The sequence below is a fragment of the Staphylococcus sp. HMSC071G07 genome (genome assembly GCF_001811435.1).
GTDB classification, from domain to species: domain Bacteria; phylum Bacillota; class Bacilli; order Staphylococcales; family Staphylococcaceae; genus Staphylococcus; species Staphylococcus pettenkoferi.
Window position 1 is genome coordinate 1 of record NZ_KV804785.1, and the last position, 12285, is coordinate 12285.

A 12285-nucleotide genomic window follows, 5' to 3' on the forward strand; every position below is an offset into this window, starting at 1 on the left:
ATCCTGAGCCAGGATCAAACTCTCCATAAATAATAATGAACGTTTGATTAGCTCATAAAAATAAGTGTTATCAATAACACGTTGTGTTTATTGGAATTAACGTTGACATATTGTCATTTAGTTTTCAATGTTCATAAGAAATTAAATAAGATGGAGCGGGTGATGGGAATCGAACCCACAACATCAGCTTGGAAGGCTGAGGTTTTGCCATTAAACTACACCCGCTTATGAAATTTAAAAAAGTTGATGCGGTCGAGAGGACTCGAACCTCCACGGGATCTCTCCCACTAGGCCCTCAACCTAGCGCGTCTGCCATTCCGCCACGACCGCTTAGCAAAATGACTAATCTCTTTTGAAAGAAGTCTCTTTAAAAAGGACAATTACCATTTTATTATGCGGTTAATGTTTTGTCAATGAGAATTTAATAGAAAGTTAAATTTCTTTATTCCCTCTTCAAAACGTCTTAATCATTTTTACAACGATTATTATCATAGCTCATAATTGAGTGAACGTCAATACATACACACAATTTCTTTAGTGTAATTTATCCTATAGTTAAAATCAGCGAATTTCAGAGGGATCAGTTATCTTATGACCGTTATTTCTTTAAAGATCTTTTTAATTAATTTGTTACTACTACTAAACTACACATATCTACAAAGTGAGCTCTATTATATTTCAAATTCATTTTTTAATCTCAATCTATAATTTTATTTCTATCTTCATCATTTCTCTCACTTATTGATTCAGTCAAACATCCTCCCCCCCTCGCCACTCAACAATAATTTAAAAAAGCAATAGCCAATCACTCTTGACTACTGCTCTTCACTAGATCTATTTAAATTTTGTATCAGCCTTTTATAAGCACTACCTCAAAAGATAACCGTCATTGCGACACCTAAAATATAAGTTTAACAACATTACTCGCAGAGAGCCTTCAATAATACGTAGCTATCACAAACGAACCAAAGGATACCTCACTCTTCCTAACCAACCTTTTACTTTCGTCCTTCTACCAACTTCAACCTTCCACCGCACTGACCACAAACACGTCGACGTGTATCGACTCTACGTATGCGATGGAATTTCACTCCACATCTCTTACATTGATAAACATAGTTCACACGATCTGCATAACTTTGAACCGGTGTACAGTAGCGAGGTGCTCCCACTTGCTTACTTAATGCTTTAAAGTCTTTATCGCGATGTTGATAACCTTTCCTTTCTAAGTGCAAGTGATAGTGACACAATTCATGCTTAATAATATCTATCACTGCCTGTTTCCCAAATTTCTCAAATTGTTTGTAGTTAATTTCGATATTATGGGAGGCAAGCATATATCTTCCACCTGTCGTTCTTAAACGGTGGTTAAAATAAGCACGGTGCCGAAAGGGTTTCCCGAAACTTTGACGTGAAATGACCTCAGTCATTTCTTGAATGTCTTGATCATTCATTTAGATCGACCATCGATAATGAGACTTTTCCTTTATTATCATCAACTTGAATAATCCACACATCGACGATATCTCCAACACTAACAATATCCATGGGATTTTTAACAAAACGGCGTGACATTTTAGAAATATGAACAAGGCCATCTTGCTTCACTCCGATGTCGACAAAGGCGCCGAAGTCCACGACGTTTCGCACGGTACCACTCAATTTCATACCTTCTGTTAAATCCTCGATAGATAAGACATCTGATTTCAGAATTGGCGCATCGAAATCGTCACGCAAGTCACGGTGTGGTGCTTTCAATGATTTAACGATATCCTCTAGCGTAGGTAGACCAATATTCAACGTTTCAGCAGTCTCCGATAAGTTCAATTTCTCGAGCGTGGCTTTCAACTGATCTGAACCTAAATCTGCTGATGTCATGCCCACGGAATCTAATAACATATAAGTAGCTTCGTAACTCTCAGGGTGGATTGAGGTATTGTCTAAAGGTTCTTCGCCATCAACGATTCTCAAGAAACCGATACTTTGTTCAAACGTCTTCGCCCCTAAACGTTTCACTTTAGCAATTTGAGAATGATGCGTTATCGCACCTTCTTCTTCGCGATAAGCGATAATATTTTTAGCAATGGAAGGAGTGAGACCTGATACGTACTGCATGAGTGATTGCGAAGCTGTGTTCACATCTACACCGACTTGGTTTACCGCAGTTTCCACAACGAAAGTTAAAGCACTCTCAAGTTCTTTCTGATTCACATCGTGCTGGTACTGCCCTACACCAATCGATTTCGGATCAATCTTCACAAGTTCGCTCAGTGGATCTTGGATACGTCGTCCAATAGATACTGCACTGCGCTCTTCGACTTGGAAATCAGGAAATTCTGCGCGCGCAACTTCCGAAGCTGAGTAAACCGACGCTCCCGCTTCATTCACAATCACATATTGCACATCTAAATCATGTTCTTGAATGAGACCTGCGATAAACTGCTCCGTTTCACGACTTGCGGTACCATTTCCAATCGCGATTAAATCCACGTGGTGACGTTGGATAAAATCAATAACAATACGCTCTGCCTCTTTCTTCTTATTCACTGGCGGATGAGGATAGATCACACCTTTATCAACAAAGGTACCATAAGGATTGATGACGGCTAATTTACAACCTGTACGAAACGCGGGGTCTACCCCTAGAATTTGTTTCCCTTTCATCGGAGGTTGTAGAAGTAAATTTCTTAAGTTTTCACCAAACACATCAATCGCATGTTCTTCAGCGCGACTAGTTAAATCACCTCTGATTTCACGCTCAATTGAAGGCATAATAAGTCGTTTTAAACTGTCCTTAATCGCCTCAACAATATAAGGTGTCGCTTCAGTTTGTGCAGATGCTTCATTTTTACGAATAAAGTTCTCAATACCTCGTGTATCCACGTCAATCTTCACATTGAGAACCTTTTCTTTCTCACCACGATTCATCGCAAGGATACGGTGATTTGCCACCTTTTTCACAGGTTCACTAAAGTCGTAATACATTTCGTAAGTGCCTTGCTCATCTTCCGCTTTTTTCTTTTTAGTTGCAGTGATGACTCCGTGTTGATACGTATCTTTCAAGATTTTTTGACGATATTTCGGGTTGTCGGAAACTTGTTCAGCGATAATATCTTGCGCACCTTGTAACGCTTCTTCTACAGACTCAACTTCGTCATTCAGATACGCCTCTGCCGCAGTTTTGACACTTTCTGTAAGCGATGATTGTTGTAGCCACTCTGCCAACGGTTCCAACCCTTTACGTTTCGCTTCAGTCGCACGTGTTTTCTTCTTCTGTTTATATGGTCGGTATAAATCCTCAACTCTCTGTAATTTCGTTTGCTTGAGGATATCTGCTTTGAGTTCATCCGTAAGCATACCTTGTTGCTCAATGTTATGTAGCACTTCTTCCTTTCTCTTTTGCAAGTGCACGACATATTGATATTCATCGTTAATCTGTTTGATTTGAACTTCATCGAGCCCACCTGTTTGTTCTTTGCGGTAACGCGCGATAAACGGCACCGTATTATTATCTTCAAGTAGTTGTAACACGGCCTTGATTTGTTGAGTTGTAAAATGATATTGTTTTGCGATTGATTGAATGAGCTGTTTATCCATAATTGCCTCCAACATTATTACTTTTCTTCAATTCTGTTCAGTAGAATTTTGCTTAATATGTATTCACTTTTTCTATTTTTAAAATGAGTGACACAAACGCATTCGATTTAAACATAATTTCCACAGCACTACGACTTTCAAATCTCACGTCTATACGTTGTGTATTTCAGGTAAAAGTTACGCGCATCCCTGTCATTCTGAGAAGATACACCATTCTCAAAAAGCGACCTACGCATCGAACTCTCCCACCGCTACCCTTACAGTAGCTATCAAAAGTCACTCAAATATTGAACTACACACCTATTTTAACATATAAAAAATAGAGGTAAGGGCGATTCAATTACTTCAATGGGCATTCTGCGTAATGCCTCTGCTCTACAACTATAGAATCCTAACTACGAAGGCTAGGGTCCGAACCCCAGACGATATTTGCACAATTATACTTTCACCATTGTGTCACGTTCGGGGGTTCAAGAAGATATATTGTCTCATAGCGGGTTCGACTAAAAGCTATGAGCATACTTTAACTTCTATAGTCATATTGGGTACGTCCTGACCTCTATTTATGTGCTGCTTCTTGTAATTTCTTGATAGCAGTTCGTTGTAATCTGGATACATGCATCTGACTTAATCCAATCCGTTCACCAGTTTCTTTCTGGCTTAAACCTTCGATAAAGGTACATTGGATAATTTCACGCTCTCGATCGGATAATATCGGTAGAATCTTCTCCAAGATCATCCGCTTCTCCGTCAAATCATAATTATCATCTTGTGATCCCATAATATCTAAGAGTGTAACGGTAGAACCGTCTTTGTCGGCTTCGATGGAGTGGTCGACACTTAGTGCATTATAGCTTTGACCCATTTCCATCGCTTCGAGTACTTCTTCGTCTGTGACTTCTAAACGTTGAGCGATTTCCGAAATGGAAGGAGAGCGTTCTAATTCATTTGTTAAATCATCCGTTACTTTCTTAATCCGTGGACCGATTTCTTTGATACGTCTCGGTACATGAACACTCCACGTCTTATCACGCAAGTAACGTTTAATTTCACCTATCACTGTAGGGACTAGAAATGCCTCGAACTTTCGATCATAAGAGAGGTCGAAGCGATTAATAGCCCCTATTAAACCAACCATCCCTACTTGTACTAGGTCTTCGTGATGAGACTGACCTTTAGAGTACTTATAAGCAAGTGATTCAATTAATTTGTTGTAATGTTGCACAAGTTTATCTTGCGCATGTGTATCTTCACCGTTCTGATGCTCTTTAATCCATTGGTTGATTTGTTCAGGTGATATTTCGTTAACTGATTTCGACTCTTTCGTCATTATTTCGCACCTGCTCTTTGTTTAAATACTTTGTCATACTGATTGTTACGCCTGACTCTTTATCAACACTCACTTCGTCCATCAATGACTCGATGAGGAATAAACCTAAGCCACCTTCGCGAAGATAGTCGATATTCTCATTCTCTTGATAAGGTCCGAGTTGCTCTTTCGCTTCTTCGTAATTGAAACTTTCACCTTGGTCAGAGATAACAATCTTAATCTTATCATCAAAGATTTCGTAACCTAAGTTAATCATTCCTTGTTGTTCTTTATCATGATAAGCATGTTTGACTGCATTTGTCACGGCTTCACTCACAGCAATCTTCGCATCTTCAATATCATCATAAGATGCACCTGCTCTAGTGAAGACACCTGATAATGTGAGACGGATTAAACTGACATATTCAGCAGAAGCTGGTAAACACATTTCGATGTAATCTTGTTTCGATTGCATGTTACTCAACCTCCGTTCCTTCGTTAACATGCATTAAATCTTTCAAGCCAGTGATGTCGAATAGACGACTAATGCGATCTGAAACGCCTAGTATATAAAGTTGCTTGTCATGTTGATTTAATGCTTTTAACGTTCCTACAAATAAGCCTAAGCCAGTAGAATCCATATAGCTCACATTTTCTAAATTTACATGTATATCTTTCGTACCTTCTTGGCGCATTGGAACGAGTACATCTTCCAATTCAGGTACGGTATAAACGTCGAGTTCGCCGCCAACTTTGACTTCATAATATGTGTCATGAGTCACAGTTTCTATATTGAGATTCATTCTCCTACACTCCTAATTATAGTTTACTTTCCTAATATACCCAAAAAAGACAATTTGTAACCGAACAGCCACGTGCAACTAATGCACACGTTTAATGATAAGTATGGTTAAATCGTCACGTTTTTTAGGATTTTGAATCTTTAGCAATGCCTCATAGAGCAATTGCACAATATCTTGCGGATGCATGTGCTTGTACTCTTGAATGAGATTTAATAAATAACTTTTATTAATAAACTCACCATTATCGTCACGAATTTCCGTGACCCCATCGGTGAAGATAATGATTAAATCATCTATGTAGATGGGAACTTCTTGCTGGTCATATCTCGTGTGTTGATCTACACCTAGCACTGTGCCTCGAACACTAATTTCCTCAAATGAATTCTCTTCAGCACGAAAGATGTAGCCTGGTTCATGACCTGCCGAACTGCAGTAAAGGAGATGATTCATTTCCTCGTACAGACCGTAGAACATCGTCACAAACATATTCTGATTGACGTTCTTCTCTACTACCCGGTTCAGACGTTTCAGGCCATCACTCGGAAGTTGCGAATGGCCGTATGAGTCCATCCCAAACTTGATCATACTCATCGCTAGCGCTGCAGGAATTCCCTTACCGATGACATCCGCCACAACGAAACTCATCGTTCCATCTTTATGATCAATCAAGTTGAAATAGTCACCGCTCACTTTCTGCGCTGCTACTGAAATGGCACCAATCTGAATACTATCAAATTGGGGAATCTCCGTCTTTAACATCGTTTGTTGCAGACGGGCCGCTAAATCGATTTCCTTGTCATGGTGTTGCAGCCTATTCACTAACCGTTGATAATCTCGATAGCTATAGCCGAAACCTTTGACTACTTCCTCAAGCACTTCAAGCGTAGTCATAATTTGCGCCTCAGATAAGTTGAGATTCATAATGTAACTCTTATGAATGTCGACGATATCCTCAGGCAAGACATCTTTCTTAATCACTTCATCAGTAAAGTTCATACAAATGGTGCGCAATTCTTGAGTGAAGCCGGATTCTAAACTTTGGTTGATGAGCGACTTATATTGTTTCTTGAACTCTTCCACGCTGTATTTCCTCCTCAGAAAGCGAAAGTCTCTGATGTCTTTCTCACTGTCTTGTGATTTGTCAAAGTCTATCCATGCGAGTCAGAACATTGGACAACTTTCTTATTGCTTCCTCACACTCTTGCAGTAGCTACGTTAACCCAGCTAGGTACAATGAAAGTCATACACTAAATCATTATGCGCATCTCTACAAAGAGTCTAGCAATACCTATTATGATAAAAATAAAAGCGAGATAAACATGCTTACCATTCACATTTAGCTCTTAACACTTTTTAAAGCTTTAGGAGAACCTAAAGCTTTAAATCAAACATTCATCGTCATCAATTCCGATGAAATTACTTATATATTAACATATTGATGAAGTAATTTTAAACTTAATTATATAAAACCACTTTCTCATATGTTAAATTGTATTAAAAATTTATACGTTAGCTCTGTATGTATGTCTTTATAAAATGAGCTTTAATGAAGTCCTAAGCTGATTCGAATCGCTTTGTTGACTTCTTCCATCTTGCTATCAGATAGATATGTAAGCTTTTCCTTAAGTCTCTTCTTGTCTAACGTTCGAATTTGTTCGAGAAGAATAACGGAATCTTTGTCCAATTTATATTTCTTCTTCTCAATTTCAACGTGGGTTGGTATCTTAGCTTTATTAATCCTACCCGTAATTGCCGCAACAATTACGGTAGGACTATATTTATTACCAGTATCGTTTTGTATGATGACAACGGGTCTTACTCCCCCTTGTTCAGACCCTTGTACTGGTGATAAATCAGCTAAATAAACATCTCCTCTTCTCATCGTTCATTATTGAAATTGGAACTGATGTAAGATTCGTTACAATCACAAGCTTCACATTCAAATGGGAAAGCTTCTGTTGCAAGGGAGAGATTTAAATCAGCCATTTGGGAGTAACCTTCTTTGAGCAGTTGTTCGATACTATGATTCCTACTTTGATTGAAACCAGACATGCATAAGACCTCCACCGTTTTAATTTTTAAAACAGATTTGTGATTCCTATTTAGGAACATCATAACAAATTTTAAAAACGGTGACTATACTATTTCAGTAATTCGTTATTAATTCGTGTATGATCTTCATATTGATAAAGTCTCGGTAAACGGCGACTCAAGTTACAGAGCACTTCATAATTAATCGTCTGTTGTTGTTGTGCTAAGGCTTCTACAGATTGCGCATCATTACCGTCTTCGGTCATGAGAATGACTTTGTCACCTATTTCAACGTCATCTGGAACGCGTATAATCGTTTGATCCATACATACGCGACCAATTACTTGGCACTGTTTGCCGCCTATCTCAACGTAAGCTCCAGACATGGACCTCAAATAACCATCTGCATAACCAATTGGGATTACTGCAACTTTTTCGCGTTCTAATGCTTGATACGTCCAGCCATAACTTACAGCTGTCTCTGGATCTAAATATTTCGTCTGCACAACTTCTGTTTCCCAGGTAACACTTGGATAAAGTTCAACAGAAGTTTGTTCTTTCATATACTCAGATGGGTAATATCCATAAAGTGCAATACCTACGCGCACTGCGTTACAGAAAGAGAAGTTCTCACGCAAACTTCCAGCTGAATTCTGAGAATGAATATATTCAGGTTTATCCGCTTCATTAACGATTGTTTCGAATTTCTGTTGTTGTTGATGCATTGCCTCTCCAGGTTCATCTGCACATGCAAAGTGCGTGAAGACACCTTCAAATACCAAGTTAGGCGTATCTTGAATTAACGCAATCGTTTCTTTGTATTCTTCAACTGTCGTCATACCTAAACGACTCATGCCACTATCAATTTTAATATGTAACCAAATATCTTTCTCATTATCGTCATCAATTTGAGTAATTGCTTGATCTAACCACTCTTTAGATGGTACCGTCATCGCTACTCGGTGTTGAATCGCTTTCTTAACATTCTCTGGTGGAACCACGCCAAGAACGAGAATCTTTGCACTCACACCATGCATGCGTAACTCGACTGCCTCATCTAACGTTGCCACCGCAAAGAAATCTGCACCTTGCTCCATTAAATAACGTGCAACGTATACACTTCCTAGACCATAAGCATTCGCTTTCACTACTGGAATCACCGTCTTATTCGGGTGCAATCTTCCAAAGGTTTGATAATTTCTTGCAACCGCTGGCAAGTCGATAGTGAGTAGACTCGATCTATAATATCTTTCCGACATCTCAACATTCCTCCTGTAGTGTTTGTATATTTCAGTAATAAAATTTATCGTCGTCTTCACAAATTTTAAGCTTATTCCTCTATAATCACTTCGCTCATCGCATAATTATCAGTATGCGTAATGCTCACATGTACACGATATGTATCATGATCTATGCATGGTTTGCCTCGCGCATCGTTATAACAATCAATCTCATTAAAAGCGACAGTTTGACCGATTCCTGTACCAAGCGCTTTACTATATGCTTCTTTACAAGCGAAACGTCCAGCTAGAAATTCTATCTTACGTTGTTTAAGTTGAAACTGTTTGAGTTTCTGTTGCTCATTTGGCGTAAGTATGCGCTCAATCAGTTTAGGTTGACGATGATACAGCTTTGTGATGCGTGGGATTTCAACCAAATCAATCCCGATTCCCACTATCATGACTCCACCTCTTTTAGTTTAGAACAAATTTTGAAAGTTTATTTTCTATTATATAACTGCTTCTCGTTTTTTAAAAAGGAAAAGCTGAAGAACCCTTGGATAAAATGAAGATAACTTTAACTTTCGCTTGGGAGCAGGACAGAAATTTATCTATTTTCGGGTGCCTGCCCCGCAATGAGAATGACTAAATTCGAAAAAGCGAAGCGCCTTATTCAATAAGCTACTTCGCTTTTATTTCGTACTATTGAAACAGTAATAGTTTTTACTTAAATTTCATTTTCGTAGTGACTTTCTAAAGTCTTTGCTTCACTTTCTACCCCTTGTCCTTCGTCTTGCGTACTTTCTTTGTGTTCCACTTTATCCTCTTTACTATATTGCTGTAATTGTTGCTTTAACTCTAAAGCGACATCTTGAGGAATTAAATTAATTTCAGCATTCCCTCCAGCTGTAGAAAGAATGACATCAGCGAGTCCAAAGTTACGCATTATAATTCCTTCATACGTATCGACGTTCTGTACTCTGAAATGTGGGATTTGATCGGTTTGAATAAACCACAGCCCTCTACGAATCGTCGTATGATGATCCTCGACGCGATAGCGAAAGACTTTGTATTTATATATCGGAGAGATCACAACGTATATAATGATATGCAGCACTATGATTACAATTCCAACTCCGCTTAGCCACCAATATACAGTTGGATTGTTAATGTGTAGTAGAAATTTCGCAAACAACGACATCCCAACTAGCGCGAGCAGAATGACTACACTCCATATCCCACCTGCGATTCGCATCACAGCCTTGCCCCTCTCATGCATAAAGTTATAATTTGGCATCTCTTCCACCTCCTAAATACCAATCTTTCACTTCCTGAGATGTCTGTCGCTCTGCAAATCTCAGCCCTATATGTTGATTCGTTGCAGCTTGAGCAATTGTCACTTTGAACGTTTGTAAATGACTCCGTTGCATGAAAGGATTACTTTTAATCGTCATACCAATCAGCTTATCTTGCTTAATATAATACTGTTTCATGCTGAATAAACGTGCATTGCGTATTGAAATTTCATCATCGATGATTCGAGAACCTGAATTTTTAATCGCTAGTATACTACGGATAATAAGTAAGGCGATAATCACGCCTGCTGCAATATACAGATAAGGTTGCCAGAAGTAGTGTACAATCGCAGCAATCGCTAACAAGATAAGAGATTCACGCCAGAAATATCTGTGAAAGCTTCTCCATGGCATCCCAGGTTGAACCTGACCGAAACGCATAGATGGCACAAGTTGATTGAGCAGCTCATACCCTTTATCTCTTTTAATAAAAGGCAAGCAAGTCACATGACCATGAGGTGTAGCTTCACCATCGCCATCCTCCATGTCACTCGTGATAATCAAACTCAATGAAGTGTAACCAAATAACTTTCGCAAATACGATTGCTTTTCCTCAACAGCTTGAACACGATTCGTCGGTACGGTCACACTTTTAACACTAATAAGGCCATAACGAATCTTAAGTTGATGACCTGTTTGGCTCAAGGTGAAACCATAATGTCTGACAAACTCAATACCTGTGCCGATGATATAACAGAGCACTAAAAATACGAGGACTAAAATAATGCCAAACGTTACTGCACTCTGAATGAGATGTGAGAATTCACCGAATAATTTGTCCCAAGGTATATACTGGTTAACAGAGAGAACGATAGGTCCGACAGTAAAGATCGTCGCGCCGATTGCACCACTCGTCATAGCCATAAACAAGACTTCTTTAAAGGTTAAGTGATAGAGATGATGTACCGGCACATCCGCTTGAGCAGCTTGATCATCATGAGTTTCTTCTTGATTCATTTCTGTTTCGGTTACATCGCCATCTAATCGATGTTGCGCGTGTTGAATTGCTTGCTCTATCGCTTCACTTTGCGCTCGTGATACGCTTTCAAGGTCTACACCATCACTTGGCGTCTTAATCTGTAATTTCACACCACCTACAAGTCGTTGTGCGAGCTCTTGTTGTGTATCAATCGATTGAATACGACGAATATCAATTTCCTTGCGTTTGATATTCAGCACACCACTTCGAACGATAAAGTAACGTTCCTCTAGCCAATAACGTGTATTATAAACTCTGAGAATATTTGCTATAAAAGTTATGAGAAATATTAAAGCGAAAACGCCAGGTGATAAATAAGAATAAGGATTAGTGAAATCGAAGTTGCGAATCCCAAACAGAAAGAACAAGATGATGATAATAAAGTTCTGCTTAATCGCATTAATAATTCCCGTCATGTAGGAGATCGGATGCAGTTTCTGCGGCTCAGACATCGGTATTCACCCCTTTCAGCTTCGTCAACAGATGTTCTTCTATTTCTTGTACCGTCGTCTCATGCATAAGCGGCAATTCAACTCCGTGGCCTGCTGTCACGACTTCCACTTTACAAAGACCCATGCGATGCAATATCGGATTCTCATTACGCACGATAAATTGAATACGCTCAATATTGACGAGCTTCTGCTTTTTAAAGAAAAAACGATGATCCACTGCGAGATAACTCTCAGTGACTTTGTAATATGTAAAGCGATACGCTATTAAAGGTTCGAAAATGCAATTAATGACAACAATCAAGCCTATTAAAGCAATTAAATAAATTAACCAACTCCACCAATGAAAGTAAAGCGTTAGGAATAAGAAGAGCCCTAACAATAGAAAGGCGATAACAAAGTTCATTGCTTGGACAAGATAATAATATTTCTGCACTTCATTTGGAGAACGTTGGAATCTAGTGTATGTATCCATCGAAATGATATGTCACTCCTTCGCGATTTAAATAACGCCTTTAGTATAGCATAATGAAAAAAGCTTT

The 12285-nt window shown here is 38.9% G+C and carries 13 protein-coding genes and 2 tRNA genes; all 15 read right to left on the bottom strand.

The window, feature by feature from the left end:
* Positions 1-151: 151 nt before the first annotated feature.
* Positions 152-225, bottom strand: a tRNA-Gly gene (locus HMPREF2802_RS10885).
* A gap of 22 nt (positions 226-247) precedes the next feature.
* Positions 248-330 (bottom strand) — tRNA-Leu (locus HMPREF2802_RS10890).
* Positions 331-998: 668 nt separating this feature from the next.
* On the bottom strand, positions 999-1454 hold the full coding sequence (locus HMPREF2802_RS10895; RefSeq protein ID WP_070504617.1) for a SprT family protein: 456 nt from the start codon (positions 1452-1454) through the stop codon (positions 999-1001).
* Complete coding sequence (locus HMPREF2802_RS10900; protein WP_070504619.1) at positions 1447-3597, bottom strand: Tex family protein; 2151 nt, start codon at positions 3595-3597, stop codon at positions 1447-1449. The genes HMPREF2802_RS10895 and HMPREF2802_RS10900 overlap by 8 nt, the downstream gene beginning before the upstream one ends.
* Positions 3598-4156: 559 nt before the next feature.
* The gene (sigB, locus tag HMPREF2802_RS10905; RefSeq protein ID WP_049405752.1) at positions 4157-4927 is read right to left on the bottom strand and encodes an RNA polymerase sigma factor SigB; all 771 of its coding nucleotides are present in this window, start codon (positions 4925-4927) and stop codon (positions 4157-4159) included.
* Positions 4902-5381, bottom strand: a complete 480-nt coding sequence (rsbW, locus tag HMPREF2802_RS10910) for an anti-sigma B factor RsbW (protein ID WP_002471117.1) — start codon at positions 5379-5381, stop codon at positions 4902-4904. The genes sigB and rsbW overlap by 26 nt, the downstream gene beginning before the upstream one ends.
* Before the next feature lies 1 nt (position 5382).
* Positions 5383-5709, bottom strand: a complete 327-nt coding sequence (locus HMPREF2802_RS10915; protein ID WP_070504622.1) for an anti-sigma factor antagonist — start codon at positions 5707-5709, stop codon at positions 5383-5385.
* Between the two features lie 78 nt (positions 5710-5787).
* Complete coding sequence (locus HMPREF2802_RS10920) at positions 5788-6789, bottom strand: SpoIIE family protein phosphatase (RefSeq protein ID WP_070504625.1); 1002 nt, start codon at positions 6787-6789, stop codon at positions 5788-5790.
* 463 nt (positions 6790-7252) lie between these two features.
* Positions 7253-7591 carry a type II toxin-antitoxin system PemK/MazF family toxin gene (locus tag HMPREF2802_RS10925; protein ID WP_002471121.1) on the bottom strand — a complete coding sequence of 113 codons (339 nt, stop codon included), beginning with the start codon at positions 7589-7591 and terminating at the stop codon, positions 7253-7255.
* Positions 7588-7761 carry a type II toxin-antitoxin system antitoxin MazE gene (gene mazE / locus HMPREF2802_RS10930; protein ID WP_002471108.1) on the bottom strand — a complete coding sequence of 58 codons (174 nt, stop codon included), beginning with the start codon at positions 7759-7761 and terminating at the stop codon, positions 7588-7590. The genes HMPREF2802_RS10925 and mazE overlap by 4 nt, the downstream gene beginning before the upstream one ends.
* Positions 7762-7850: 89 nt before the next feature.
* Positions 7851-8999 carry an alanine racemase gene (gene alr, locus HMPREF2802_RS10935; RefSeq protein ID WP_070504628.1) on the bottom strand — a complete coding sequence of 383 codons (1149 nt, stop codon included), beginning with the start codon at positions 8997-8999 and terminating at the stop codon, positions 7851-7853.
* A gap of 71 nt (positions 9000-9070) precedes the next feature.
* A complete protein-coding gene (gene acpS / locus HMPREF2802_RS10940) occupies positions 9071-9421 on the bottom strand; it encodes a holo-ACP synthase (RefSeq protein ID WP_070504630.1) in 351 nt (116 codons plus the stop codon).
* A gap of 266 nt (positions 9422-9687) precedes the next feature.
* Positions 9688-10257 carry a PH domain-containing protein gene (locus HMPREF2802_RS10945; protein ID WP_070504632.1) on the bottom strand — a complete coding sequence of 190 codons (570 nt, stop codon included), beginning with the start codon at positions 10255-10257 and terminating at the stop codon, positions 9688-9690.
* Entirely contained in the window at positions 10244-11746 is a 1503-nt protein-coding gene (locus HMPREF2802_RS10950; protein ID WP_070504634.1) for a PH domain-containing protein, read from the bottom strand. The genes HMPREF2802_RS10945 and HMPREF2802_RS10950 overlap by 14 nt, the downstream gene beginning before the upstream one ends.
* On the bottom strand, positions 11739-12218 hold the full coding sequence (locus HMPREF2802_RS10955; protein WP_070504636.1) for a PH domain-containing protein: 480 nt from the start codon (positions 12216-12218) through the stop codon (positions 11739-11741). Before HMPREF2802_RS10955 ends, HMPREF2802_RS10950 begins: the two co-directional genes overlap by 8 nt.
* Positions 12219-12285: the final 67 nt, after the last annotated feature.

What these genes read in the sequence shown, in the direction of transcription:
- HMPREF2802_RS10955 (WP_070504636.1), bottom strand. Translation starts at nt 12,218, where the DNA reads ATGGATACATACACTAGATTCCAACGTTCTCCAAATGAAGTGCAGAAA.
- sigB (WP_049405752.1), bottom strand. Translation starts at nt 4,927, where the DNA reads ATGACGAAAGAGTCGAAATCAGTTAACGAAATATCACCTGAACAAATC.
- HMPREF2802_RS10915 (WP_070504622.1), bottom strand. Translation starts at nt 5,709, where the DNA reads ATGAATCTCAATATAGAAACTGTGACTCATGACACATATTATGAAGTC.
- alr (WP_070504628.1), bottom strand. Translation starts at nt 8,999, where the DNA reads ATGTCGGAAAGATATTATAGATCGAGTCTACTCACTATCGACTTGCCA.
- mazE (WP_002471108.1), bottom strand. Translation starts at nt 7,761, where the DNA reads ATGTCTGGTTTCAATCAAAGTAGGAATCATAGTATCGAACAACTGCTC.
- HMPREF2802_RS10895 (WP_070504617.1), bottom strand. Translation starts at nt 1,454, where the DNA reads ATGAATGATCAAGACATTCAAGAAATGACTGAGGTCATTTCACGTCAA.
- HMPREF2802_RS10945 (WP_070504632.1), bottom strand. Translation starts at nt 10,257, where the DNA reads ATGCCAAATTATAACTTTATGCATGAGAGGGGCAAGGCTGTGATGCGA.
- HMPREF2802_RS10900 (WP_070504619.1), bottom strand. Translation starts at nt 3,597, where the DNA reads ATGGATAAACAGCTCATTCAATCAATCGCAAAACAATATCATTTTACA.
- HMPREF2802_RS10925 (WP_002471121.1), bottom strand. Translation starts at nt 7,591, where the DNA reads ATGAGAAGAGGAGATGTTTATTTAGCTGATTTATCACCAGTACAAGGG.
- HMPREF2802_RS10950 (WP_070504634.1), bottom strand. Translation starts at nt 11,746, where the DNA reads ATGTCTGAGCCGCAGAAACTGCATCCGATCTCCTACATGACGGGAATT.
- acpS (WP_070504630.1), bottom strand. Translation starts at nt 9,421, where the DNA reads ATGATAGTGGGAATCGGGATTGATTTGGTTGAAATCCCACGCATCACA.
- rsbW (WP_002471117.1), bottom strand. Translation starts at nt 5,381, where the DNA reads ATGCAATCGAAACAAGATTACATCGAAATGTGTTTACCAGCTTCTGCT.